21 protein-coding genes are annotated in these 24,081 nt (G+C 72.9%); 14 read left to right on the top strand and 7 right to left on the bottom strand.

Annotated elements, in window-relative coordinates:
• From ACH4B3_RS18065 to ACH4B3_RS18055, 3 genes are all read right to left on the bottom strand, one after another.
• The coding region (locus ACH4B3_RS18065) for a DUF2637 domain-containing protein (protein ID WP_398463830.1) at positions 1–233 on the bottom strand (233 nt) is incomplete at its 3' end.
• A 258-nt stretch (positions 234–491) separates the two neighbouring features.
• Complete coding sequence (locus tag ACH4B3_RS18060; RefSeq protein WP_398463829.1) at positions 492–1,199, bottom strand: hypothetical protein; 708 nt, start codon at positions 1,197–1,199, stop codon at positions 492–494.
• 110 nt (positions 1,200–1,309) lie between these two features.
• Positions 1,310–2,248, bottom strand: a complete 939-nt coding sequence (locus tag ACH4B3_RS18055; RefSeq protein WP_398463828.1) for a DUF3558 domain-containing protein — start codon at positions 2,246–2,248, stop codon at positions 1,310–1,312.
• A 162-nt stretch (positions 2,249–2,410) separates the two neighbouring features.
• On the opposite strand from ACH4B3_RS18055, the gene ACH4B3_RS18050 reads away from it, so the two are divergent.
• Complete coding sequence (locus ACH4B3_RS18050) at positions 2,411–3,604, top strand: RtcB family protein (protein WP_398463827.1); 1,194 nt, start codon at positions 2,411–2,413, stop codon at positions 3,602–3,604.
• A 170-nt stretch (positions 3,605–3,774) separates the two neighbouring features.
• Here ACH4B3_RS18050 and ACH4B3_RS18045 read toward each other — a convergent pair whose 3' ends face one another.
• Positions 3,775–4,539 carry an SDR family oxidoreductase gene (locus ACH4B3_RS18045; protein ID WP_398463826.1) on the bottom strand — a complete coding sequence of 255 codons (765 nt, stop codon included), beginning with the start codon at positions 4,537–4,539 and terminating at the stop codon, positions 3,775–3,777.
• Positions 4,540–5,097: 558 nt separating this feature from the next.
• Here ACH4B3_RS18045 and ACH4B3_RS18040 point away from each other — a divergent pair.
• From ACH4B3_RS18040 to ACH4B3_RS17985, 12 genes are all read left to right on the top strand, one after another.
• On the top strand, positions 5,098–5,655 hold the full coding sequence (locus ACH4B3_RS18040) for a cupin domain-containing protein (protein ID WP_398463825.1): 558 nt from the start codon (positions 5,098–5,100) through the stop codon (positions 5,653–5,655).
• Between the two features lie 20 nt (positions 5,656–5,675).
• On the top strand, positions 5,676–6,497 hold the full coding sequence (locus tag ACH4B3_RS18035; protein WP_398463824.1) for an SDR family NAD(P)-dependent oxidoreductase: 822 nt from the start codon (positions 5,676–5,678) through the stop codon (positions 6,495–6,497).
• 262 nt (positions 6,498–6,759) lie between these two features.
• Entirely contained in the window at positions 6,760–7,092 is a 333-nt protein-coding gene (locus ACH4B3_RS18030; protein ID WP_398463823.1) for a hypothetical protein, read from the top strand.
• A 13-nt stretch (positions 7,093–7,105) separates the two neighbouring features.
• On the top strand, positions 7,106–7,417 hold the full coding sequence (locus tag ACH4B3_RS18025) for a pore-forming ESAT-6 family protein (RefSeq protein WP_398463822.1): 312 nt from the start codon (positions 7,106–7,108) through the stop codon (positions 7,415–7,417).
• Positions 7,418–7,520: 103 nt separating this feature from the next.
• Positions 7,521–7,976 carry a DUF6507 family protein gene (locus ACH4B3_RS18020; RefSeq protein ID WP_398463821.1) on the top strand — a complete coding sequence of 152 codons (456 nt, stop codon included), beginning with the start codon at positions 7,521–7,523 and terminating at the stop codon, positions 7,974–7,976.
• Positions 7,973–10,456 (top strand): hypothetical protein, encoded by a 2,484-nt coding sequence (locus ACH4B3_RS18015; RefSeq protein WP_398463820.1) that lies wholly within the window; start codon positions 7,973–7,975, stop codon positions 10,454–10,456. The genes ACH4B3_RS18020 and ACH4B3_RS18015 overlap by 4 nt, the downstream gene beginning before the upstream one ends.
• Positions 10,457–10,468: 12 nt before the next feature.
• Positions 10,469–11,329, top strand: a complete 861-nt coding sequence (locus ACH4B3_RS18010) for an immunity 49 family protein (RefSeq protein WP_398463819.1) — start codon at positions 10,469–10,471, stop codon at positions 11,327–11,329.
• Positions 11,330–11,363: 34 nt separating this feature from the next.
• A complete protein-coding gene (locus tag ACH4B3_RS18005; RefSeq protein ID WP_398463818.1) occupies positions 11,364–11,633 on the top strand; it encodes a hypothetical protein in 270 nt (89 codons plus the stop codon).
• Between the two features lie 16 nt (positions 11,634–11,649).
• Positions 11,650–12,999, top strand: coding sequence for a type VII secretion integral membrane protein EccD (eccD, locus tag ACH4B3_RS18000; protein WP_398463855.1), 1,350 nt, complete (start codon positions 11,650–11,652; stop codon positions 12,997–12,999).
• Between the two features lie 67 nt (positions 13,000–13,066).
• Entirely contained in the window at positions 13,067–14,341 is a 1,275-nt protein-coding gene (locus ACH4B3_RS17995) for a hypothetical protein (RefSeq protein ID WP_398463817.1), read from the top strand.
• Positions 14,342–14,378: 37 nt separating this feature from the next.
• On the top strand, positions 14,379–18,377 hold the full coding sequence (gene eccCa, locus ACH4B3_RS17990) for a type VII secretion protein EccCa (protein WP_398463816.1): 3,999 nt from the start codon (positions 14,379–14,381) through the stop codon (positions 18,375–18,377).
• Positions 18,374–19,792: a DUF6177 family protein gene (locus tag ACH4B3_RS17985; protein ID WP_398463815.1), complete on the top strand. Its 1,419-nt coding sequence runs from the start codon at positions 18,374–18,376 to the stop codon at positions 19,790–19,792. The genes eccCa and ACH4B3_RS17985 overlap by 4 nt, the downstream gene beginning before the upstream one ends.
• 179 nt (positions 19,793–19,971) lie before the next feature.
• Here ACH4B3_RS17985 and ACH4B3_RS17980 read toward each other — a convergent pair whose 3' ends face one another.
• The 3 genes from ACH4B3_RS17980 to ACH4B3_RS17970 all read right to left on the bottom strand — a co-directional run bounded on the left by ACH4B3_RS17980 (position 19,972) and on the right by ACH4B3_RS17970 (position 22,626).
• Positions 19,972–21,471 carry a response regulator gene (locus ACH4B3_RS17980; RefSeq protein ID WP_398463814.1) on the bottom strand — a complete coding sequence of 500 codons (1,500 nt, stop codon included), beginning with the start codon at positions 21,469–21,471 and terminating at the stop codon, positions 19,972–19,974.
• Positions 21,464–21,694: a hypothetical protein gene (locus ACH4B3_RS17975; protein ID WP_398463813.1), complete on the bottom strand. Its 231-nt coding sequence runs from the start codon at positions 21,692–21,694 to the stop codon at positions 21,464–21,466. Before ACH4B3_RS17975 ends, ACH4B3_RS17980 begins: the two co-directional genes overlap by 8 nt.
• 356 nt (positions 21,695–22,050) lie before the next feature.
• Positions 22,051–22,626, bottom strand: coding sequence for a hypothetical protein (locus ACH4B3_RS17970; RefSeq protein WP_398463812.1), 576 nt, complete (start codon positions 22,624–22,626; stop codon positions 22,051–22,053).
• A gap of 127 nt (positions 22,627–22,753) precedes the next feature.
• Here ACH4B3_RS17970 and hemL point away from each other — a divergent pair, with 127 nt between their 5' ends.
• Positions 22,754–24,076 (top strand): glutamate-1-semialdehyde 2,1-aminomutase, encoded by a 1,323-nt coding sequence (hemL, locus tag ACH4B3_RS17965; protein ID WP_398463811.1) that lies wholly within the window; start codon positions 22,754–22,756, stop codon positions 24,074–24,076.
• Positions 24,077–24,081: the final 5 nt, after the last annotated feature.

Raw genomic sequence — 24,081 nt, 5'->3', positions numbered from 1 at the left:
GGGAACGGGATGCGGATCCAGGTGAGCAGCAGGTCGAGGGCGAGCAGCACCACGATGCCCGCGTCGATGCCGATCGGGAAGACCTTCGAGAACTCGCCGAAGCCCTTCTTCTCGGCGAGGTCGCGGACCGCCGCGTAGGAGCCCGCGAAGCCGATGGCGGCGATCACCACCGCACCGGCGACCACCACCCCGATGAGTATTCGGTGCGTACGTGTCAGCTGCATCGCGGCCACCCGCGATCCCTCCCCGCCCTCGGAAATCGGCGCGCCCAGGGTCGCATACACGTCAACTCGCCCGGACGGGAAGGGGCGCCGTCCCGGCCGGGGGACCGGGCCGGGCGGCCGGAGACGGGTGACGGCAGGGCCGTCACCCGTCTCCGGTACCGGCGTCGTCCCGGCGGAGGTCGCCCGCCCGGCCCGGGCGGGCGTCATCCGCGAACCGGCGCGGGGGCGGCGGGCCGGACGCGCCCGGTCCGCCGCCCCCGCTCCGGGTCACTTCTTGTTGGCGGCGTCGACCGCTTCCACGGCCTCCTTGGCCGCGTCCCCGGCCTTGCTCAGGAGCTTCTTGGCGTCCGGCGTCTCGCCGTCCTCGTAGCCGGCGCCGTCGAACTCCACCGTCACCACGACGTTGGCGGTACGGACCACCACGGTCTGGTTGCGGAAGTCCTCGTCGTCCTTCTTGATCTTGGTCTGGACGGTGGTCGCCGAGTCGCCGATGGCGGCGGTCCCGGTCTTGGCGTTCTTGGCGCCGTCGGCGACCTGCGCCTTGCCGACCTGCTCGACCGCGTACTTCTCGGCGCGCTGTTCACCGGAGCCGATGGCGACGTCGGACGCGAAGCGCTTGTAGGAGACGGAGAGCAGGCGGTACTGGTAGTCGCTGCCCAGACCGCTCCACAGGCAGCTGCCCGCCTCGCCGTCACCGGAGGAGGGGAGCAGCTTCCCCTTCTTCGGGTCGGCCTCGGGGACCAGCTTCTCGATCGTCTTCTTCGACAGGCTCTCGCACGCCTGGGGCAGCTTGCCGTACTTCGCCGGGGCGACCGTCGGGGTGCGGCTCGCCGTCGGCGACGCGCTCTTCTTGCCGTCGGGCGTGGCGGGGGAGTCGGAGTCCGAGCCGGAGTCGGACGAGCAGCCGGCGACGAGCATCACCGGTACGGCGGCGCAGGCGAGGATACGGGCGAGTCGCGAGGCTGTTCGGTGCATGGTCCTTTGCTCAATCTCGGTCGCGGGGCGGCGGTCCCGCCCTCGTGGCTACAGAGCACCGTACGCGGCCGGTGCGGGCGCCCGTTCGGTCGCCCGGGGTCCTCTCCGGGCTACTCGTCGAAGTGTCCGGTCAGCTCGTGAGCCAGATCCTCGGTGCTCGCCTGGAGTTCTTCACTGCTGGGAATGTGTGCTTTGTCACTCGACCACTTGTCGTACTCGATGGTCACGATCACGTTCGAGGAGCGGAAGACCACGGTGATGTCGCGGTGCACCCCGGAGTCGCCGGTGACCAGCCGGTCGTCGAGGAAGGCGTTGTCGGCGAGGTCCTCCAGGGAGCGGGGCGCGTCGATGGTCGGCGCTCCCGCCGGCCCGTCCGGGTCCCCGGAGCCGGAAGCGGACCCCGGGCCGGTGCCGCCGCCGGTCTGCGAACCCGGGGTGGTGCCGGTGCCGGTGCCCGCGCCCGGCTCGTCGCCGCCCGGGCCGGCCGTCTCCGACCCTTCGCCCTTGCCCTGCCCCGGGGTGCTCTGCTTGCCGGTGGGCGTGCCGGAGGCGTTCGCGGTGGGTATCCGGTCGGCGTCCGGCACATGGGCCGCGACCGCCTTCTCGGCATATCGCTGCAGTGCCCGGTCGTCGTCGCTGACCGCCGCGTCGTAGGAGACCACCCGCTGGAAGTCCAGCGTCAGGTGCCGGCTGCCGGCGGGCGACTGCACCTTCCAGCGGCATCCGACGCGCCGGTCGGTGTCATAGGTGACGGTGGCCTCGCCCTCGTACGCCTGCTCCGCCTCCTCCGAGGTCTCGGCGGCGGCGTCGGCGCCGGGCAGCAGGGCGCGCAGCGTCTTCAGGCTCACCGTGCCGCACGCCTCGGGAAGCGTCTGGTACTTCCCCGGCTCGACGACGGCCGCCCCGCCGGCGCTGTCCGGCTCGCCGCCCTGGATGTTGGGTGGCGCGGACTGGCCGGTGCAGCCGCTGACGGCGGCGGCGATCACGGCCAGTGCGGCGACGGCCGGCGCGGTACCCGTTCCATACGTCTTTCGCTGCCCTGGCTGCACGGTCCGCGGGCTCCCTTCGAGCGAAAACTGCTTGCCGCCGCACGGCGGGGGGTGAAGACAATGTCTATCGCACGCACACCGCATCCGCCGGTTCGCTGTCGTGAATACAGCCCGACGCCCGGCTTTTGCTATTTCTGTCGTTTATGGGGGAATGAGTAAGTTATGACGTACACCGAGGTGCCCGGTGCCCGGGTGCCGATCCGTATGTGGGCCGACCCGGCGACGGTCGAGGGTGTCGCCATGCAGCAACTGCACAACGTCGCCACCCTCCCGTGGATCAAGGGCCTGGCCGTGATGCCGGACGTCCACTACGGCAAGGGCGCCACGGTCGGCTCGGTGATCGCGATGCACGGCGCGGTCTGCCCGGCGGCGGTGGGCGTCGACATCGGCTGCGGGATGTCGGCCGTCAAGACCTCGCTGACCGCCAACGACCTGCCCGGCGACCTCTCCCGGCTCCGTTCCAGCATCGAAGCGGCCATTCCGGTCGGGCGCGAGATGCACGACGAGGCGGTGGACCCCGGGCGGCTGCACGCCTTCCCCACCTCCGGGTGGGGCGACTTCTGGTCGCGCTTCGACGGAATCGCGGACCCGGTCAAGTTCCGCCGGGAACGCGCCGTGAAGCAGATGGGATCGCTCGGCGGGGGCAACCACTTCATCGAGTTCTGCCTCGACGAGACCGGGTCGGTCTGGCTCATGCTCCACTCCGGCTCCCGCAACATCGGCAAGGAGCTGGCCGAGTACCACATCGGCCAGGCCCAGAAACTGCCGCACAACCAGGGGCTGATCGACCGCGACCTGGCCGTCTTCGTCTCCGACACCCCGCAGATGGCGGCCTACCGGAACGACCTCTTCTGGGCCCAGGAGTACGCGAAGTACAACCGGGCGATCATGATGGCGCTCTTCCAGGACGTGGTGCGCCGCGAGTTCAAGAAGGCCAGGGTCACCTTCGAACCGGTCATCTCCTGCCACCACAACTACGTGGCGGAGGAGCGGTACGAGGGCATGGAGCTGCTGGTGACCCGGAAGGGGGCGATCCGCGCGGGCAGCGGCGAGTACGGGATCATCCCCGGCTCCATGGGCACCGGCTCGTACATCGTGCGCGGCCTGGGCAACGCCGACTCCTTCAACTCCGCCTCGCACGGCGCGGGCCGCAAGATGAGCCGCAACGCCGCGAAGAAGCGGTTCTCCACCCGGGACCTGGAGGAGCAGACCCGGGGCGTGGAGTGCCGCAAGGACGCCGGGGTGGTCGACGAGATCCCCGGCGCGTACAAGCCGATCGAGCAGGTCATCGAGCAGCAGCGGGACCTGGTGGCGGTGGTCGCCAAGCTCCGGCAGCTCGTCTGCGTCAAGGGCTGACCGCCTCCCGGCGGGCCCCGGTACCCTCCGGGACCCGCCGGTTCCCGGCAGCGTGAACCGGGCCGGACCGGCCGGACCGCCGGACACGCGCCTCGCGACGCCCCGGTCGGACACGCGCCTCGCGACGCCCCGGTCGGCCCCGGGCGGCATGGCCCGGGCCGGAGCGGACGTCAGCTCTCCCGGTGCACCTTGTAGTTGGACGCCTGGGCGCGCGGCCGGACCACCAGAAGGTCCACGTTGACGTGCGCGGGCCGGGTCACCGCCCAGGTGATGGTGTCCGCGACGTCCTCCGCCAGCAGCGGCTCGGCGACCCCCTGGTAGACCGCGGCGGCCTTGCTCTCGTCACCCCGGAAACGGGCCTTCGCGAACTCCTCCGTCTTCACCATCCCCGGCGCGATCTCGATGACCCGGACCGGGGAGCCGCACAGCTCCAGGCGGAGCGTCTCGGCGATGACGTGGGCGCCGTGCTTGGCGGCCACATAACCGCCCCCGCCCTCGTAGGTGGCCAGTCCCGCCGTGGAGGACAGCACCAGCACCGTGCCGTCCCCGGAAGCGGTGAGCGCCGGCAGCAGGGCCTGCGTCACGTTGAGCACGCCCAGCACGTTGACCTCGTACATGGCGCGCCAGTCGGCCGGGTCGGCGGTCGCGACGGACTCGGTGCCGAGCGCCCCGCCCGCGTTGTTGATCAGAACGTGTACCGGGCCCCCGCGGGCGACGTCGGCGGCGAAGGCGTCCACCGCGGCCCGGTCGGTGACGTCCAGCGCGTACGCGGTGGCCTCGTGCCCGGCGTCGCTCAGCTCGGCGGCCAGCGCCTCGATGCGGTCCTTGCGGCGCGCGGTGAGCACCACGCGGAAACCGGCCATGGCGAGCTGCCGGGCCGTGGCCGCCCCGATGCCGCTGCTCGCACCGGTGACGACGGCGGTACGGGTGGTCATGAGGGGCCTCCTGCGTGCTGGGGGACGGTCGGGCACGGTGCGGACGTCACGTCCGGATCGCAGGATATGACGGGCTCCGACGCGGCCGCCCGCCCGAGTCGCGCGACGCGTACATGATCGCAGCGGCCCCGGGCGGGCGCGGCCCGGCGGCCCCGGCCCCAGGTGTGGACTGACGGCCTCGGCGCGGTGTGGACCGGCGGCCCCGGCAGGTGCGGACCGGCGGCCCAGCCCCAGGCGCGGACTGACGGCCCCGGCCCCAGGTGTGGACTGAAGGCTGCGGCAGGTGCGGACCGGCGGCTCAGCCCCAGGCGCGGACTGACGGCTCCGGCCCGGTGTGGACTGAAGGCTGCGGCAGGTGCTGACCGGCGGCCCAGCCTCAGGCGCGGACTGACGGCCCCGGCCCCAGGTCTGGACTGACAGTCCGCCCGGTAGCCGACCGCGACCACCCCCAGGCCGCCCGCCGCACGGCTACGCTGAACGCCGGACCCGCCGGCCGCGGCCCCGAGGGATCGCGGACAGCGGGCAGGCAGCCGCCGGCCCGGGACGAGAGGGACACGCATGGTCCGCGAACCCACCCCCCGTACCGCCGGCCCCGGCACACCAGCCCCGTCCTCACCCGGCGCCGGCACACCGTCCCCGCCGACCCCCGAAGCGCTCGCCGCCTTCTACCGGCTGGAGCCGCTGCCCGAGGAGGGCGGCCTCTTCCGGCGGCTGTGGGCGGGCCCCGAGCGGACCGACGGCCGGCCCGAGGGCTCGGCCATCGTGATGCTGCTGACCGCCGCCCCGGGGGACTTCTCCGCCCTGCACCGGCTGCCCCGCGACGAGGTCTGGCACTTCTACCTCGGCGACCCGCTGGAACTCCTGCTGCTCGCCCCGGACGGCACCTCCCGTACGGCGGTGCTCGGCCCGGACGTGCTGGGCGGCCAGCACGTGCAGTTCACCGTGGCCGCGGGCACCTGGATGGGCGCCCGGGTGGCCGACGGCGGCGCCTGGACGTTCTTCGGCTGCACCATGGCGCCCGGCTTCACCTACCCGGACTACGAGCACGGCGACGCGGCGGAACTGACGGCCCGCTACCCGCACGAGGCGGCCCGCATCGCCACCCTGACCCGCTGAGCCCCGGACCGGAGCGCCCGATGACCGACCGCCCCCGCCCCGCCGAGCACCACCCCGCCGAGCACCACCCCGCTCCCCGGCCGCTGCCCGACCTCACCGGCCAGGTGGCCCTGGTGACCGGCGCCGGCGGCGGCATCGGCCACGGCATCGCGCTGCGCTTCGCCGCCGCCGGGGCGGCCGTGGTGGTCCACCACCGGGACAGCGCCGGCGCCGCCCGGGCCCTGGCGGACCGGATCGAACGGGACGGCGGCGCCGCACTGGTGCTGCGCGCGGACCTGACCACCGAGCGGGCCTGCCGGGACCTGGTCCGGGCCGCGGCGGACTGGCGCGGCACCCTGACCGCGCTGGTCAACAACGCGGGCACCCAGCCGGTGCGGGACCTCCCCGGCATGACCGCCGAGGACTGGCGGACGGTGACCGACACCAACACGCTGAGCGTCTTCGGCTGCACCCAGGCCGCCGCGGAGGTGATGCGGGAGGCCGGCGGCGGGACGGTCACCCACATCGGCTCCATCGAGGGCAACCGCCCGGCCCCGGGCCACGCCCACTACAGCGCCTCCAAAGCCGCCGTGCTGATGCACGCCCGCGCCGCGGCGCTGGAGTACGGCCCGTACGGCATCCGGGTCAACACCGTCTCGCCCGGCCTGATCGCCCGGGACGGGATCGAGCAGGCGTGGCCGGACGGCGTGCGGCGCTGGCGGGCGGCCGCCCCCGCCGGCCGGCTGGGCCGCCCCGAGGACATCGGCGACGCCTGCGTCTTCCTCGCCTCGCCCATGGCCTCCTTCATCACCGGCCACGACCTGGTGGTCGACGGCGGCGTCTCGGCCCGCCCGGGCTGGTAACCCCGGACCACGGGAGGCGCCCCCGGCGGCAGCCCCGGCCCCGCCACGGGCGTTTCCGGCGCGACCGCGGGGCCGGAGGCGAAACCTCCTTGAATTCCGTACGAATTACCGCAACACGCCGCCCCGACAACTCGGTTGCGTGACGAATGCTGACCGTCTGTATGGTGATAACACGAGTGTTGTAGGTGCCACGTGGTCGGGCCGAGGCACGCCCCGGAGCCGGTCGCTCGGCAGCACGACCTGATCGGACACGGGGTGGGGCATGAAGTTCGACATGGGCAGCACGGCGCTGTCGAACCTGACGAGTCAGACATCGGGATCCAGTACCGACCTGGGCCTGCTGATCCGGCAGTTGATCGCGGCCGCGGAGCCGCTGGAAGGGCGCTTCAACGGAGCCGGCAAGGCGGCCTTCGACATGTTCAAGGCAAACGCGGACGACATCACCGCCGCGTTGAACGGCTCGCTTCAGCAGATCCTGGGCGGTCAGTCCGGGATGGACACCGCCTTCGGCTCCGGCGACCAGGAGTCGGCCGACAACGCGCGGACCACCATGGCCGCCGCGAACTTCGATTCCGCCCGGTTCTCCGGGCGCTGACGCGGGGGCAGACATGGCTGGCAACCAGGACCGGCGCAGCTACGACTCCGGCGCCTCCGGCGAGGCGCAGGGCAACATCGGCGTCGTCATCGCCCGGCTGGAGCAGGTGCTCGGCGACCGCGACCGGGCGGTGAAGGCCGCGATGGCGGACTTCACCGCGGACGGGGTGGCGGACGAGTACCACGCGAAGGAACTCCGGTGGAACCGCGCCGCCGCCGAGGTGCGGTCGATCATCCAGCTGGTGCGCACCACGCTGGAGAAGAACGACGCGACCGCCCAGCAGACCCTCGCCCGCGCGAAGGCCGCGGTCGACGGCATCGGCTGAGGCCGCCAGGCACCGCTGTCGCGGACCGGTCGCGGGCAGGGCCGGCCGCCGGAGGGACGGGGCGACGCCCCGGAGGGAACGAACCACTTCAGGGGGGACTGCTGTGGGCAAGGACGGCAACTGGGACATCGATCCACCGGGCGTCAAGGGCGTGCTGCTGAAGACGGCGGGGTCCGCGAAGGACGTCGAGGGCCACGGGAAGACCCTCAGCGCCCTGGTGGAGAGCGCCGCGGCCTCGGCCGGCACGATCATGGCGGACAGCGTGCCCGCGAAGGACCGGCAGGGCGGGATGGGGCCGGTCGCGGGGGCGCTGGCCGCCTACTTCCAGGCCCGCGGAACGCAGCTGGCGTTCATCGCGGCGCGGGCCGGCCAGTCGCTCCAAGGGGCGATGGACGCCACCAGCGCGTACATCGACGGAGATCTGGAGATGGCGGCGGACGCCCAGCGGAAGGCGGTGACGGCGCCGGAGGGCTTCGAGGCGTTCCGGCTGCCGGGGAAGGCGCCGGCCGTACCGGAGGGCATCGCCGCGCCCCCGGCCGGGGGGAAGGGCGAGGCGTGATCCACGGCAAGGACGTCCCGGTCTTCACCGGCGACCTCATGCAACTGATGATCGACGCCGCGTCGTTCACCTCGGTCGCGGAATCGATCCGGAACACCGGCTCCGACATCCACACCGGCTTCCAGGGGCTGAAGTCCTTCTACGACGCCCCGGAGGCGGAGCAACTGTTCGCGACGACCGTGCCGGTGCGTGACACCGCCGACGAGTTCGCCGGCGAACTGGAGTCCATAGGCTCGGCACTGACGTCCTACGAGGAGGAGATCCGCCCGCTCGTCCAGAAGCTCACCTCCCTGGCCGGTCAGGCGTCCGCCTTCGAAGCCGAGAACACCGGGGACGACGACTGGCAGAAGGACCACGACAAGGTCGAGGAACACCAGGCCATCTGGGACGGTGTCGCCGCGGCCGTCGCCGCCTTCCAGGCGGCGGAGCGCCGGGCCCACAACGCCATCGCCGCCCTGCACGGGGGTGCCCGGCTCGAAGTCAACGACGGCACCAAGAAGGCCAACGCCTACGGCTGGAGCGAGGACGACTACGCCCACTCCGAGAAGCTGCCGTGGGGCAAGCCCGAGCAGAAGAAATACGAATGGTACGACCCGCACAACGTCAAGAGCGTCGTGTGGGACGGCTTCATCGTCGACGGCGTGTGGGGAACGGTCAACGGCCTGCTGACCCTCGCCGGCTTCCACGGCTGGGACGAGGCGAAGGCCGCCTGGAAGGGCCTGGCACAGCTCGGCGTCGGCATCACCCTGTACACCGTCCCCGGACTGCGCGACATCCCCGACGACCAACTGCCGGGATGGATGCGCAACAGCAAGGCGGTGACCCGCGAAGTCGGCAAGAGCCTCATCGCCTACGACGAGTGGAAATCCGGGGACAAGGGCCGCGCCGCCGGTCTCACGCTGTTCAACATCGGCACCATCGTCGCCGCCCCCACCAAGGCCGGGGCGGCCGCCAACGCGGTGAGCAAGACCGGCAAGGCGATCAACGCCGTCCGGCAGGGCGGCCGGCTCGTCGACCCGATGACCTACGTGACCAAGGCCGTGGGCAAGGCCGGCGACGTCGCGAAGATCAAGATCCCGGACGTGATCGCCGGCCTGAAGAACGTCTACGCCGGCTCCTACGCGCACCTCCCCGACGGCTCCCTGCGCTTCCCCGACGGCACGGTGGTCCGCGCCGACAACACGGTGGTCCTCCCCGACGGCACCGCGTTCAGCGAAGGCGGCCACTACGCGGCCGACGGCACCCGGCTCCAGCACGCGAACGACGCCCCGCACGAGGGCACGGCCGCCGACCGAACCCAGCATGGGGACCCGTCCGACACGTCCCTTGCCCAGGACCACGAACTAGCCGGAGTGGGCGGCCGCGGAAACGAACTGAACGCCACGAACCAGGCGGGCGACCCTCCCGGGGCGACCGGCAGCGGGCCTTCGGGACACCCGGGCGGCCACTCGCAGCAGCACGGCGGGAACGGCCTGCCGTCATCGCCGGAACACGGCGCTCACGGACCGGCGTCCGGCGACGGTGCCGCCGGAGGAGCTGATCACAGCGCCCGTTCTGATCAGCGGGGAGGCAGCGGCGGGACGGCGAGCGGTCAGGATGCAGCTGGTGGCCGGGGTGGTTCGTCGGCGGATCCGCACGAGATCATGCGTCGGCAGGTGGAACGTGCCAATAATGATCCCGCCTACTTCAAGAAGTACTACCAGTGCAATGGGTACCGGAACAGAACCTCGATAGCCGATGAGAGTGGCTTTGTTCCACCTCAATTGGTAAGGGATCCGACAACAGGAAGGTGGATATCGGCGTCGGACGCACCTCCTCCTCTCCCGGAGCGATATCTCGGGGGCTCCCTCGAGAGAGGTCGCGAAACCGTAAGCCCCGAGGTCGTCGGGGCGCTGGACGCTGCAGCGCAGACTCGCCATTCCGCAATAGCCGCTGACCAGCACGCGGAGAGGCAACTGAAGGCAGCAAGGGAGGCGTTCGAGGCGGACGCCAACCCGGCCAACGAGGCGGCTGTGCATACCGCTGAGGCTGCGCACAAGCCACTGCACAAGCACATGACAAAGTCCAGTGAGGACTATGGTGAGGCCATAGCCGAACATCACGTGATTCCCGAGCACTACCCGAACGCGACTAAAGAAGATCTTGCCGGCCCCGAGAACGGTAACGATCAGTTCGATCAGGTGTGGCGGCGAGAAGACGGCGGCTTTGTTGTGGTCGAAGCCAAGGGTGGCGTCAAAACAGATCTCGGTCATCGCAACATGCCAGATGGAACACGAGCCAATCAGGGGACCAGGCAATATTTTAACGATATACTTCGGGAAATGCGTGAGCGAGGGCGCGAGAATTTGCAGGAACGCCGACTGGCGAGAGAGCTGAAGATGGCTCTTTCGCAGGGTAAGCTGGATTACATCCTCGTCAGGGGAAACCGCAACACTGGCCGGTATGCTGGCTACACCATGCGCAAGTTCGACATTGGGTGAGGGGAGAGCCTGGTGACGCTCAAGGTGGCTCGACACGGAAGTCCCGGCCCCGATGACGAGGGCTACGCGCAGGATCTCGGTGAAGGACTGGCTGACACCATTCAGATGCTGGAACAGTCGCCGCGTATGTTCGATATCGCCATGGATGAGGCGCTCGTGCACGTGCAAGCGCGCCTTGCGGTCGACCCTGAGGCGTCCGGTATCGACACCTGGGAAGCCGTAGTCGCGGCGATGCAGGTGGGTTCGGCATTGTTCGCGTCAACGGCCGAGGCGGGTGCGACGGTGGAGTGCCGCATCAATCACGAGATGCGGACCATTCCGACCGCGGGGTCGCAGCACTTTGCGAATGCCGGTAATTGGCTCACAGCATTCTGGTTCGCCGTCGTCTGCCGGGATCAGAATCGCATGACTCAACTGTGTCACGTACCGCTCGGCCTGCTGCGTGCCTCAGGCTCGGAGTACGACGAGTACATCTACCACTGGGTCGATGCCTTGCAGTCGTACTGGCTAGAGCGGCCGGGCTTGGCCGAGAAGCTGACCGCAGCCATCGAGGCGTCTCATCCGGAGGTGGCTACGATCGCTCCTCGGGAACTGCTTCAGAAGGTTCTCTACCAGCCGATCAATCTCTTCTACCATTTCCTGCGCAAGGATCGCGAAGGCTTCAACCAGGCACTGGTCGAGGCGCTTGAGTGCCACAAGTCGTATTGGATGGCGGATGAGAAACGAGAGGGGAGTGTCGCGGGATATCTTGCGCTCGGCCCCCTTGCCATCGCGTGCTTGGCCTACGACGCGGGTCGCCCGATCGAGGTAGAGTCCGACTACATCCCAAAGCATCTACTCAGTCGCGCCTGGCTGGGTGAATTCCCGACTTGATACCAGTAGCACGGGAAACGAGCGGCGGATAGCTGTGACGGCGCAGGATTACGACAGTCAGCTCCTGGAGTCGGTCTCGGTCCGGCGTCGGCGGTTGCGGGACGCGTTGCTGCACGGTCCGCAGCGCGGGCGGCGGGCCACCGACGAGGGGCTGGGCAAGGCGTTCGGGGGGATCGCGCTCACCGCGGTGCTGTGTGCCGGGTGCGTCGGGTGGTCGTTCGTCTCGGACAAGATGGGCGAGAAGGGCACGTCGGGGCCGGGTGTCCGGCCGGTGCCCACGGCGGTGACGGAGACGGGCCGATGATAGGTTCGATCGAGTGCTGAGTGTGCGGGGGGCGTCACAGCGAGTGGAGTTGAGCCGGGTCACGCTGGTCGGGGACCGGCGGCGGGTGGATCTGGTGCTGCCCGCCGACGAGCCGATCGGGCGGCTGCTCCCCGACATCATGCGGCTGCTGGACGACCCGGTCGCCGAGCACCCGATGCTGCGGCACATCGTCACCACCGACGGCACCGTGCTGGCGCCGGACGCCACGCTCGCTTCGGCCGCCGTTCCGGACGGTGCGGTACTGCGGCTGGTCCGGGAGGAGGACACTCCCGCCGCGCCCGTGGTGCACGACGTCACCGACGAGGTGGCCGAGGACCTCGATGTCCGGGCGTGGCGGTGGGGCCCGACGGCCCGGCTGTGGACCGCGGGGGTGTCGGCCGTGGGGCTGGCGGCCACGGTCGCGGTGCTGGCCCGGCTCAGTCTCGGGGCCGCCGATGTCGCCGTACCGGTCGTCGGGTGCGCGGGCGTGCTCTTCGTGCTGGGAGCGCTGGCGTCACGGTGGGGGAGTGCCCCGCTCGGCGCCACGCTGATCCTGGGCGGGGGCGCGCTGGGCGTGCTGGGGGCCTGGTACCTGGCGGACGCGGAGAGCTGGGACGGTCCGGCGCGGCTGGCCGGGGTGGGCGGGGCGCTCGTCGTCATGCCGGCGCTGCTGGGGGTGTTCTCCGTGGTCGGCCGGGGCGGGCTGGTCGGTGCGGGGGTGGTGGCCGCAATGGTCGGGGTGTGGGAGTTGACCGCCGCGCTCCAGGACGACATCGCGCTGGTCGGGGCGGTCTGCGGGGTGGTGTCGGCACTCCTGCTGGGGGTGCTGCCGCGGCTGGCCCTGGCCGGCGCGGGGCTCACCGGACTGGACGACCGGCGCTCCGGTGGCGCCTCGGTGAGCCGGCACCAGGTGGAGACCGCCCTGGCCGCTACCCATCGCGGGCTGGTGCTGGCCACGGTCGTGGTGACCGTCTCCGCGGTGGCCGCCGGGCTGGCGGCCACCGCCGCGCCGTCGTGGTGGACGGTCCCGCTCACGGCCGTGCTCGCCGTGGTGATGCTGTCGCGGTCACGCGCCTACCCGCTGGTGGCCGAGGTCGTGGTGCTGCTGGGCGGAGCGGTCGTCCTGCTGGTCCGGCTGGTCTCGTTGTGGATCGACACCGCCGACGGCACGCCGTACGGGCCGCTGGCAGTGCTGGCCGGTGCCGCGCTGCTGCCGCTCGCCGTGCTGGTGGTGCAGCCGCCGGAGCATGTGCGGGTGCGGATGCGCCGGGCGGTGGACCTGGTGGAGGCGGTCGGCGTGCTCGCCCTCTTCCCCCTCGCTGTCGGGGCGTTCGGCGTGTACGGGCGGCTGCTCGACGCGTTCTGAGGTCCGGTCACCGGTCGGGTGGCTGATCGAACGGGGGCTTCCAGCAGGTGAAAGGGGGATACGGCCGGTGAGTGGCGCCGACTGGCAGCGGGACGTGCTCCGCCAGTTGCGGGGCGAGGACGGTGCGGCGCAGGCCGATGGGCGGCTGCCCGCCCCCGGGCCTGCTGCCCCCGGGCCCGATCCGGACCTTGCGGTCCGCCCGGAGCCCGCCCCCGCCCCGGTCCCGGCGGACCCCACGGCACCCGTGGCCCCCGTGACCATGGCGGGGCCCGCGCTCTCCGCCGCATCGGAGTTCTCGGCCGGCCCGGCGGACGGCTCCGGCCTGGTGATGCCGGGCGCTGTCCTGCCCGCCGTCGGACCCGGCGCCGTGCCGCGGTCCGTCTCCGGGCCGGCCGCCCGGCCGCCCGCGATCCCCTCCCCGACGCCCGTACCGAGCGTCGATCCGGATCTGGCCCCGGCCCAGCGCCGGTCCCGCAGCGGCGATTCGGCCGTGCGCCGGACGAGCCGGTCGCTGCGCCGGCTGCTGGCGTCGTCCGCCTCCCGGCAGGTGGCCGAAGCCACCGGCGTCGCACGGGGGTTGCAGCAGCCGGTCACCACCGGACGTCAGCTGGTGGTGACGAGCATCCGCGGCGGCGCCGGGAAGACGACCGTGGCGGCGCTCCTCAACCTGACCTACGCGCACTACCGGCAGGACCCGGTCCTGGTCGTGGAGGCGGATCCGGCGCTGGGCACCCTGCCCATCCGACTCGGCGCGCCCTCCGTGCGGTGGACCTGCTCCGACCTGGCGCAGGTCATCTCACCGTCGATGCAGTTCGCCGAGATCACCGGCTACCTGGTGCAGGTCGAGGAGGGCGGCTGGCTGCTGCCCGGCAGTCAGGGCAGGGTCGGGACCCGGCTGGAACTCGCCGACTACCGCGCCGTGATGGTGGCGCTGCGGCGCTACTTCGGGATCACCGTGGTGGACTGCGAGACCCTGCCGAACCCACTGGCCCGCACCGCGCTCGCCGCGGCGCAGGCGCGGGTGCTGGTGGCACCCGCCACGGTGGAGGGTGTGGCCACCACCCGGGCGGTGCTGGACTGGATGGCCGATGTGCCGCACCCCCGGATGCTGCCCGGCACGGTCGTCGCGCTGACCGCGCACTCCCCGGACGCGGCGATCGACCCGACCGCGGCGGCCAGGCACCTGGAGGCCGCGGGCGTCCGGGTGGTGGCGGTGCCGTACGACAGGCATCTCGCCGCGGGCGGGCCGATCCGGGCCTCCTTGCTGGGCCAGGAGACCAGGATGGCCGCCGGCCGGCTGGCCGCCGCGCTCCTCGACCGGGCGGTCGGGAAGGGACGATGACCGCCGACCACGCCCACCACGTATCGGAGAAGGCACGATGACCACCCGCCTGGTCCACCGGCCCGCGCGCGGCACCCGCCCGCTGGTCACGCCGGAGCCGCGCGCCATCGAGCCGCCGCCCAACCTTCCCGAGGGCAGGACCGGCGGCTTCGCCATGACGCTGATGCCCATCGCCGGGGTGACGAGTTCGGTCGTCATGATGACCATGGTGCGCAACAGCCAGTTCGCGGTCATCGGCGCGATCGTCCTGGTGGTCACCGTGGTCGGCGCGGTCGTGCTGCTCCTGTCCCAGCGGGGCAAGGCGCAGCGCACCCGCCGCCGGCAGCGGGAGCGCTATCTGGAGTACGTGGAGGAGCTCCGGGAGGAACTCGGCGCGCGGGAACGGGAACGCCGCGCTTCGGCGCGGGTCCTGGATCCGCCTCCGCAGGCGTTGTACGACGTCGTGTCCGATCCCGCCCGGCTGTGGGAGCGACGCCGGGCGGACCTGGATTTCCTCCGGGTGCGGATCGGCAGCGGCGAGATGCCCGCGGGCACGCTGACCGTGGCCCAGCAGGGTGGCAGCGTGCTCACTCCCCCCGACCGGTTCATGCTGAACGAGGCCCGGGCGCTGACCGACCGTTTCGGCACGGCCGCCGACCTGCCGCTCACCGTGCCGTTGGACCGGGTGGGCAACGTCAGCGTCGTGGGTGAGCGGGACGCGGTGCTGAAGGTGGCCCGGGCGGTCCTGGTACAGAGCGCGGTGTTCCACGCTCCGGACGACGCCGCGCTCGCGGTGGCCGTGCCCGAGGACCGGTCAGCCGACTGGGAGTGGGTGAAGTGGCTGCCGCACATCCTCTCCTCGGAGGAGCGGGACGGGCCGGTGGCCGCCCGGCGCATCGCCCCCGGTCTTCCCCAACTGGCCCGGTCGATCGGCCGCGACCTGCGCGGCCGGGCCTCGTACGCGGCGGAGATCCGGCGGGGGCTCTCCGGCCGGGACGCCCTGGTCATGGCGGCCCGGCTGCTGGTGGTGAGCGACGGCTACGGGCAGGTCGCCAAGGAGCTGCCCGTCCCGGACGAGGCGGTCGGCCTGGCGGACATGGGCGTCACCGTGCTGCACCTGGTCGCGGAGCGGGTGGCGGAGCCCGGCCAGGTGTCGGTGCGGATCACCGTCGAGGGGGACCGGGTGCTCGTGGAGGACCTGCGGGGAGCGGAACCGGTGACGGCGCGCGGCAACCTGGACGCGCTGACCGCGGCCGGCGCGGAGGGCCTGGCACGGATGCTGGCGCCGCTGCGGCTGTCGGCCGAGTCCCTGGCGGACGCTCCGCTGTCCGGACCGGTGGACTTCGCCGGACTGCTGGGCATCGAGGATCCGGCCCGTCTGGACCTCGACCGGATGTGGGCGCCGCGCGGGGAGCGGGCCTTCCTCCGGGTGCCGATCGGGGTGAGCGACGGCCACGAGCCGGTCCTGCTGGACCTGAAGGAATCCGCCGAGCTGGGCATGGGGCCGCACGGCTTGTGTGTCGGGGCGACCGGCTCGGGCAAGAGCGAGCTGCTGCGGACCCTGGTGCTCGCACTGGTGGCGGGCCACCCGCCGGACGACCTGGCACTGGTGCTGGTCGACTACAAGGGCGGCGCGACCTTCGCCCCGTTCGAGGGACTTCCGCACGTGGCCGGTGTGATCACCAATCTGGAGAACCACGCGGGCCTGGTCGAGCGGGTGCACGCCAGCCTCGCCGGCGAGGTGAAGCGCCGCCAGCAGGTGCTGAAGGACGCCGGACACGTCGCGGACATCGCGCGGTACGCGGCGCTTCGGGCGTCGCGGCCGGAACTGCCGCCGCTGCCACACCTGTTCGTCGTCATCGACGAGTTCGGCGAACTGCTCACCGCCAAACCCGATTTCATCGACCTGTTCCTGTCCATAGGCCGGATCGGCCGGAGCATCGGCGTCCATCTGCTGCTGTCCAGCCAGCGCATCGAGGGCGGGAAGCTCAAGGGCCTGGACACCTACCTCTCCTACCGGCTGGGACTGCGGACCTTCTCCGCCGACGAGAGCCGTACCGTCCTGGACACCACCGACGCCTTCCACTTGCCGCCGCTCCCGGGTTTCGGCTATCTCAAGGTCGACACCAGCGCCTACGAGCGGTTCAAGGCGAGCTTCGTCTCCGGGCCCTACCAGGGGCCGGCCCGACGGGACGCGGACACCGCCGGCCCGCCGGTACTGCCCTACCCGGCGCACCACGCGCCCGATCCGGCGGAGTCGGGCGCAGGCGGGGACGAGCCGGCCGCGCGGCACCGCGACACCGGGCCCACGGTCCTGTCCGTGATCGTGGACCAGCTGCGCGACGCCGCCCCGCCGGTGCGCCGGATCTGGCTGCCGCCGCTCCCGGACGCCCTCACCCTGGACCGCGCCGGCGGCCCGGTCACGGTCGACGACCGCGGGCTGCGCTTCGTACGGCACCCCGGGACCCTGCGGGTGCCGCTGGGCCTGCTCGACGACCCGGCGCGGCAGTGGCAGGGTCAGTGGCTCCTCGACCTCACGGTGGCCGGTGGCCACGCGGCGGTCATCGGAGGCCCGCAGTCCGGAAAGACCACCCTGCTGCGCACCCTCGCCCTGTCCCTGGCGATGACCCACACGCCCCGCGAGGTCGGGATCTACGGACTCGACCTGGTCGGCGGCGGGCTCCAGGCGCTCACCGCCCTGCCGCACGTGGGCGGGGTAGCGGGGCGGGCCGACCGGGAACGGGCCGCACGGACGGTGGAAGAAGTGCACGGCATGCTCGCCGCCCGGGAGGAGATCTTCCGTGAACACGGCATCGACTCGGTGGACAGGCTGCGGGAACTGCGGGCCGCGGGCGGCCTTCCCGAACTGCCGTCGACCGACATCGTGCTGCTCATCGACGGCTTCGGCGGTCTGCGGGACGACTTCGAGGGGCTCGACGACGGGGTGGGCGACCTCCTCAAACGGGGCGGCGGCTACGGGATCCACGTCGTGGCGGGCATGCTGCGCTGGAACGACGTACGGATCGCCCACCAGTCGACGTTCGGCACGCAGGTGGAGCTCCGGCTCAACGAGCCCGGTGACAGCACCGTCGACCGGAAGCTGGCCGAGACGCTCACCCCCGAGGACACCGGCCGCGCCCTGACCGACGGGAAGCGGTTCGTCCAGGTCGCGCTGCCCCGCATCGACGGGCTGCCCGAGACCGCGGACCTCGGCGCGGCCGTGGACCACGCGGCACGGGCGATCCGGTCCGCGTGGCCGGGCGAGCCGGCGCGGCAGGTACGGGTGCTGCCCGCCCGGGTACCGGCCCATGTGCTGCCGTCGGTCGCCGCGGAGCCGCGACGGGTGCCCGTCGGTCTCGACCAGACCGCTCTCGACCCGGTCCTGCTGGACCTGTTCGGACACGATCAGCACCTGCTCGTCCTCGGTGACAGCGAATGCGGCAAGACCAATCTGCTGCGGCTGATCGCCCAGGGCCTGACCGAGCGGTACACCGAGGACGAGCTGGTCTTCGGGATCATGGATCCGCGGCGGGGTCTGCGGGACGTGGTGCCGGAGCCCTACCGGGGCGGCTACGCCTACAACGGCAGGCTCGCCGAGGCGCTCGCCACCGGCATCGCCACCGAACTGGACAAGCGCATGCCGGACGACGCCGCCGGACCGGACCTGCCGGCCCCCGGCAACTGGGGCGGCGGACCCCGGATCGTCATCCTGGTGGACGACTACGACGTGCTGACCACGGCGGGCCGGCAGCCACTGGCGCCCTTCCTGCCGTACCTCCCGTCCGCCCCCGACATCGGCCTGCACTTCGTCGTCACCCGCCGGGTGTCCGGCGCCGCACGCGCGCTGTACGAGCCGTTCCTGACGACCCTGCGGGAAAGCGGGACGTCCGCCCTGGTGATGACCGGCGACCGCACCGAGGGGCAGCTGTTCCCCGGGGTGTACGCCGCCGCCCGGCCACCCGGCCGGGGAACGTTCATCCGCCGGGGGACAGCCGACCGGCTGGTGCAGACGGCAATGGCCGAGCGGGCCGAGCCGACGGACGGAGGCGAGCGATGACCAAGGACGTGATCGTCCTCACCGAGCGGATGCCGGACATCTGGACGATGCTGGCCGGGCTGCTCGCCGGTGGGCCGGAGCTGGAGGTGCGGACCGCCGCCGACGACGCGGTCATCCAGCTCTGCGATGAGGCGGGACGCCCCCTGGTGTCCGTCGAGACGCCCTTCCTGGTCCGCGTCCCGGGCGAGGCCGCCCGGCTCCTCGGGGACGGCGCACCCGCGCAGAGTGGCCCGGTCTGGTGGGTGGAGGCCCGGGCCTCCACCGCGGTGGAGGACGCGGAACGGATCGCCGGTGTCTTCGCCGGCAGGCTGGCACACCAGCTCCAGGGGCGGGTCTGGCCGCCGGACGCGGTTCCTCGGACAGGCATCGGCGCTCCGGTCCGCATCACGGGCGTCACCCCGGCACCCGCGCCCGCCGCCGCGCAGCCCGCCGTGGACGTGCTCACCGACCAGGTCGCGGTGGTGCTCCAGGACCGGCCGGTGATCGCCATGACGGCCTGGCTGTCGGACGCCCTGGCGGCCGCGTTCGCGAGCGACCGCGGACTGCAGATCGTCACGGGCGCACAGTCCCGGCTGTCCCTGCCGACCAGGTCGCTGCTGACCGGACCGGCCTGCCGCTGGGTGGTCCGGGACGGGCGGGGAGGCTACTACGACGGGCTCTCCGGCGCGGTGCTGCGCTGGCGCGACGGGGCCTTCACGCCGGTCGGCGCCCCGCCCGACGGCACACCGGTCCACCAGGCGTTCGAGAACGTGGCGAAGACGGGGGAGCGGCAGCTGCTGATCTCCGCGCACACCCGGCACCCGGCGGACGACCGGCTGCTGCTCGGCGGAGCGCTGGAGACCGTGTGCCGGGCCCTGACCGGCGCCCCGCCGGCCGGCTGGGGCACCGCGGAGCCGGCCCGGTACCCGTGGTCGCGCGGCCGGCTCACCGAGCGCGCCTGGGACCGGTCGCCCGCCCCCAGCTGGTTCGTCGCCGTGGGGGACCCGCGGTCCCGTCCCGCCGTGGCCACCCTCGCCGTCTCCCGGACCACCGGAGGGGTCGAGGAACACCTCACGCTCGCGGTCGGTCACGGACCGGGCGAGGAGCCCCCGGTGGACCTGCTGCCCGGCCTCGCCGAGAGCCTGGTCCGCGAGCACCGGCTGGTGTCCATGGTCGCCCAGGTGCGGTCCGGCCGGATGGACCTGACGGCCCCCGGCCACCTGGAGCCACCGCCGGTCCCGGTGGGGTTCGTGCTCGGCGCCGAGGGGGTCCGGGAGGTCGGGGCCGACCGTGCGGTGCGTGCTCCGGCCGCCGCCGGGCCGGTGGAACTCGGCCCGTCGGCCGCCCCTGCCCTGTACTATCCGCTCGGTGACGGCATGTCGGGCACCGCCTGGACGGTGTTCGAGCGGCTGATGCGGCACCTCAGGGTCTCCTGAGCCCTGCCCCGCCGCGGCCCGGCCCGCTGCCGTGCCCCGGTGCCGGGCGGCCGGGCGATCGCGATGCGCGAAGGATCCGCGGAGTCCCGGGAGGCGCCGCGGGCCGCCGGCCCCGGCAGCGGACGGCGCGGAGAGTGGGCGGTGGGTCGGCCGGGCTCGGCGGTGGGCCGGCCCGGGGCTCAACCGTGGGCCGGGGACGGCCCGGAGGGGGCCGGGGGCCCGGCGGCGGGCCGGGGGTGGGGCGGGTACGGCACGGGCCCGTCCGGGGCAGGGGCCGGCGGCTCGGGCGGGTGCCCCAGGTGCCGGGCGTAGTGGCGCCGTTCGAGGCAGATCTCGGTGAAGATCGAGACCTTCGCCCGCAGCGCCCACGGGTCGATGGGCTTGGAGATGTAGTCGGCGCCGCCCGCGGCGTAGCCGCGCGAGGAGTGCTCGGGGTCGGTCCCCATCGCGGTGAGGAAGAGGATCGGGATGTCGCGGTTGCGCCGCCGCCGCTTGATCTGCGCGGCGGTCTCGTAGCCGTCCATCTCCGGCATCTGCACGTCCAGCAGGATCACCGCGAAGTCGTCGTGGTCGAGCAGGGCCTTCAGCGCCTCCCGCCCGGAGGTGGCCGAGACGATGTCCTGGCCGAGGGTGGCCAGGACCGCCCGCAGGGCCAGCAGGTTGTCCTCCTGGTCGTCCACCAGCAGGATCTTCGGCGGTCGTCCGGCCGGGACGGGTACGGGCGAGTCCGCGGGCGGGAGCGGCGGGCCGGGCCGCGCCGGAACCGGTTCGTCCGCGGAGGTCGCACCGGGCCGCGCCAGGGCCGCTTCGTACCCGGTTATCCCGCCGGGCCGCGCCAGGGCCGCTTCGTCCGCGGGCATTGGGCCGGGCTGTGCCAGGGCCGCTTCGTCCCCGGGCGGCAGGCCGGGTTGTGACAGGGTCTCGTCCCCGGGTGCCGGGCCGGGCGCGGCCAGGGCCTCGTCCTCGGTCGGCGGGCCGGGCCGTGCCGGGGGAGGGACCTCCGCGGACGGTGTCCGCGCCGCCGCGGCCTGGGCCTCCACCGCGGCGAGTTGCCGCTCCAGAAGATGGCAGCGGTCCTCCGCCAGCATGCCGCGGCGCCGGACCTCCTCCAGCTCGCCGGCCAGCCGCCGGACCTCCCGCTGGAGGGCGTCCCGCTCGCGCAGCAGTCCGGCGAGGTCGGGGAACGCCTGCTCCAGGGTCTCCGCGCGGGCCCGGTCCGCGGCCCGGTCCGCCTCCAGCTGGCTCAGCCGCACCTCCAGGTCGGCGATCCGGTGCCGGCGGTCCAGCAGCGCCTCGCCCAGCACGTCCTCGGTGGCGCTGGAGGTGCGGGCCTCCCGGTCGGCGTCGGCCAGCTGGTGCTGGAGCACCTCCACCGCGTGCCCCGCGGAGCTGCCGGTCCGCACGGCCGCCCGGTGCAGCTCGCGCACCAGCTCGATGGTGCCCGGCGTGACCGCCGAGCCCCGGACCTCCGCGAGATCGGTGAGCAGGTCGAAGACGAACTCCCACGGGGGTACGCGGGTGCCGCTCAGATAGCGGGAGATGGTCCCGGCGTCGCGGTACCGGCGCGCCGCGTACCGCCGTACCGACACGTCCAGGCCGGTGAAGAGTTCCCGCAGCGCGGCGGCGAACTCCCGGCACTCGGGGGCCAGTCCGTCCGCCAGGGGCCTCAGTTCACCCATCGGAGCCGTCCCGCGCCGTGCCGCCGGGTGCCGGGCGGGCGTCCGGGTCGCCGACCAGCCGGTCGAAGAACCCCACCGCCACCCCGAACGCCCCCGCCCCGTACAGCACGCACCCCGGGCCGGGGGTGCCGCCCAGGCCGGCGAGCAGCCCGGCGCCCAGGCCGGTGAGGACGGCGAGTAACAGCACCAGGGCCGCCCTCATGGACAGCAGCGGACGTCGCACAGCACACCTCATGTCTCCCGCACCGCGGTGGCGCCCGGTCGGTCGCCGATCGGCTCAGGCCGGTCGCCCGGCCGGTAGCAGACTGCCGCCCCGGCGCGGTGTTGCGCCGGGCAACGGGCCGCCCGGCAACGTGTGGCAACACGGGGTGGCACCGAGGGCCGCCGAGGGGGCCCGTCCCGGCCGGCGTCCGCGGCCGTCCGGTCGCCGGGATCGGCCACACCGGGCTCGGTCACGCCCGGGACCCACGCCCGGGTCTCACGCCCGGGTCGGTCGCGGCCCGGCACCGTCCGCGTCCGGTCCGGCCCCGACGCGGGGGCCGTGACCGATCCGGGCGCCCGGCCGGCGGAGGCGCCGGCTCAGGGCCAGACCAGGCAGTACGCCTGGTGTCCGGCCTCGTGCAGCCGGTGCGAGAAGTCCTGCCACTCGTGGAGGAGTTGGTAGACCGTGTAGGCGTCGCGGGGGCCGCCGCGGTCGGGCACGGTGGACCAGATGAACGCGGCCGCGCCCACCGCCTCCTCGCCGACACCGCGCAGCGGGTCGACGACGGTCATGGGCAGCTTGACCACCGCGTAGTCCGGGTGCAGGACGACGAGCTCCAGCGGGGGCACCTTGTGCAGCGGTATGCCCTCGATGCCGGTGAGGACCATGGCGGCCACCGTCTCCGGCTTGATCTTGGTGAACATGCCGCCCATGCCGAGCTCGTCCCCGCCGAGCTCCTCGGGACGCATGGAGATGGGGACCCGTGCCGCGGTGGCGCCGTCCGGCGCACCGAAGTACTTGTAGGTCACCCCCATGCGCCCGCCCCTGTTTTCCCTCGCCGTGCCGTTCACGTCCTCGCGTCGATGGCGCCCGTGGCGACCGGGGCGTCTAGGGCGGGCGCGCTCGGGACCCCGGTCGTCGGTCCCTTCACCCAGTTCGCCACCGCGATGCATATCTCCACCCGAGTGCTGTTCTGGGAGACGCGGTCCCCGCCGCGCAACCCGATCATCGTGTCTGAGACCTCCCCCGCGTGCGGGCGGTGAAACGCCCGGACGCACGTCCCCATCAGCCTCTGACACCATGGCATGCGTGAGCAATCCCTATCCGTACGCAGCACCAGTTTCGCAGACGCTATTCGACCGCGCGGCCATCGTGACGCCCGGCGGCGTGAACTCTCCTGTGCGCGCGTTCCGCGCCGTGGGCGGTACGCCCCGTTTCATGGTGTCCGGTGATGGTCCGTACCTCACCGATGCCGACGGCAGGGAGTACGTCGACCTCGTGTGTTCCTGGGGACCGATGATCCTCGGACACGCCCATCCCGAGGTGATCTCGGCGGTGCAGGCCGCCGTGGCGCGCGGGACGTCCTTCGGCACGCCGGGGGAGGGCGAGGTCGCGCTCGCCGAGGAGATCGTCGCCCGGGTGGGGCCCGTCGAGCAGGTGCGCCTGGTGTCCTCGGGCACCGAGGCGACCATGTCGGCGATCCGGCTGGCGCGCGGCTTCACCGGCCGCGCCAAGGTGATCAAGTTCGCGGGCTGCTACCACGGCCACGTGGACGCGCTGCTCGCCGCCGCCGGGTCCGGGGTGGCGACGTTCGCGCTGCCCGACACGCCGGGCGTGACCGGGGCGCAGGCCGGGGACACCGTCGTCCTGCCCTACAACGACCTGGACGCGGTGCGGGCCGCCTTCGCCGCGCACCCCGGGGAGATCGCCTGTGTGATCACCGAGGCATCGCCGGGCAACATGGGCGTGGTCCCGCCGCGGGACGGCTTCAACGCGGGCCTGCAGCGGCTCTGCCGGGAGAACGGCGCGCTGTACATCTCCGACGAGGTCATGACCGGCTTCCGGGTCAGCCGGGCCGGCTGGTACGGCCTGGACGGGGTGCGGCCGGACCTGATGACCTTCGGGAAGGTCATGGGCGGCGGCTTCCCCGCGGCGGCGTTCGGCGGCCGCGCCGACGTGATGGCGCACCTCGCCCCGGCCGGCCCGGTCTACCAGGCCGGCACGCTGTCCGGGAACCCGGTCGCCACCGCCGCCGGGCTGGCGCAGCTGCGACTGCTGGACGAGGCGGCGTACACGCGGGTGGACGCGGTCTCCGCGGAGATCCGGGGGCTGGTGACCGAGGCGCTGGCCAAGGCGGGCGTCGCGCACCGGCTGCAGACCGCGGGCAACATGTTCTCGGTGTTCTTCACCGAGGACGAGGTGCGGAACTACGCCGACGCCAAGCAGCAGGAGAGCTTCCGCTTCACCGCGTTCTTCCACTCGATGCTGGCCCAGGGCGTCTACCTGCCGCCGTCCGCGTTCGAGTCGTGGTTCGTCTCCACGGCGCACGACGCGCGGGCGGTGGAGCGGATCGCCGCCGCACTGCCCGGGGCCGCGCAGGCCGCCGCCGAAGCCACTGGATGATGGGT

The organism is Streptomyces sp. NPDC018031 (assembly GCF_044327625.1).
Classification (GTDB): domain Bacteria; phylum Actinomycetota; class Actinomycetes; order Streptomycetales; family Streptomycetaceae; genus Streptomyces.
This window is presented reverse-complemented; position numbering and strand designations above follow the sequence as displayed.

What these genes read in the sequence shown, in the direction of transcription:
- ACH4B3_RS18060 (WP_398463829.1), bottom strand. Translation starts at nt 1,199, where the DNA reads ATGCACCGAACAGCCTCGCGACTCGCCCGTATCCTCGCCTGCGCCGCC.
- ACH4B3_RS18050 (WP_398463827.1), top strand. Translation starts at nt 2,411, where the DNA reads ATGACGTACACCGAGGTGCCCGGTGCCCGGGTGCCGATCCGTATGTGG.
- ACH4B3_RS18045 (WP_398463826.1), bottom strand. Translation starts at nt 4,539, where the DNA reads ATGACCACCCGTACCGCCGTCGTCACCGGTGCGAGCAGCGGCATCGGG.
- ACH4B3_RS18040 (WP_398463825.1), top strand. Translation starts at nt 5,098, where the DNA reads ATGGTCCGCGAACCCACCCCCCGTACCGCCGGCCCCGGCACACCAGCC.
- ACH4B3_RS18035 (WP_398463824.1), top strand. Translation starts at nt 5,676, where the DNA reads ATGACCGACCGCCCCCGCCCCGCCGAGCACCACCCCGCCGAGCACCAC.
- ACH4B3_RS18030 (WP_398463823.1), top strand. Translation starts at nt 6,760, where the DNA reads ATGAAGTTCGACATGGGCAGCACGGCGCTGTCGAACCTGACGAGTCAG.
- ACH4B3_RS18025 (WP_398463822.1), top strand. Translation starts at nt 7,106, where the DNA reads ATGGCTGGCAACCAGGACCGGCGCAGCTACGACTCCGGCGCCTCCGGC.
- eccCa (WP_398463816.1), top strand. Translation starts at nt 14,379, where the DNA reads ATGACCACCCGCCTGGTCCACCGGCCCGCGCGCGGCACCCGCCCGCTG.
- ACH4B3_RS17985 (WP_398463815.1), top strand. Translation starts at nt 18,374, where the DNA reads ATGACCAAGGACGTGATCGTCCTCACCGAGCGGATGCCGGACATCTGG.
- ACH4B3_RS17980 (WP_398463814.1), bottom strand. Translation starts at nt 21,471, where the DNA reads ATGGGTGAACTGAGGCCCCTGGCGGACGGACTGGCCCCCGAGTGCCGG.
- ACH4B3_RS17970 (WP_398463812.1), bottom strand. Translation starts at nt 22,626, where the DNA reads ATGCATCGCGGTGGCGAACTGGGTGAAGGGACCGACGACCGGGGTCCC.
- hemL (WP_398463811.1), top strand. Translation starts at nt 22,754, where the DNA reads ATGGCATGCGTGAGCAATCCCTATCCGTACGCAGCACCAGTTTCGCAG.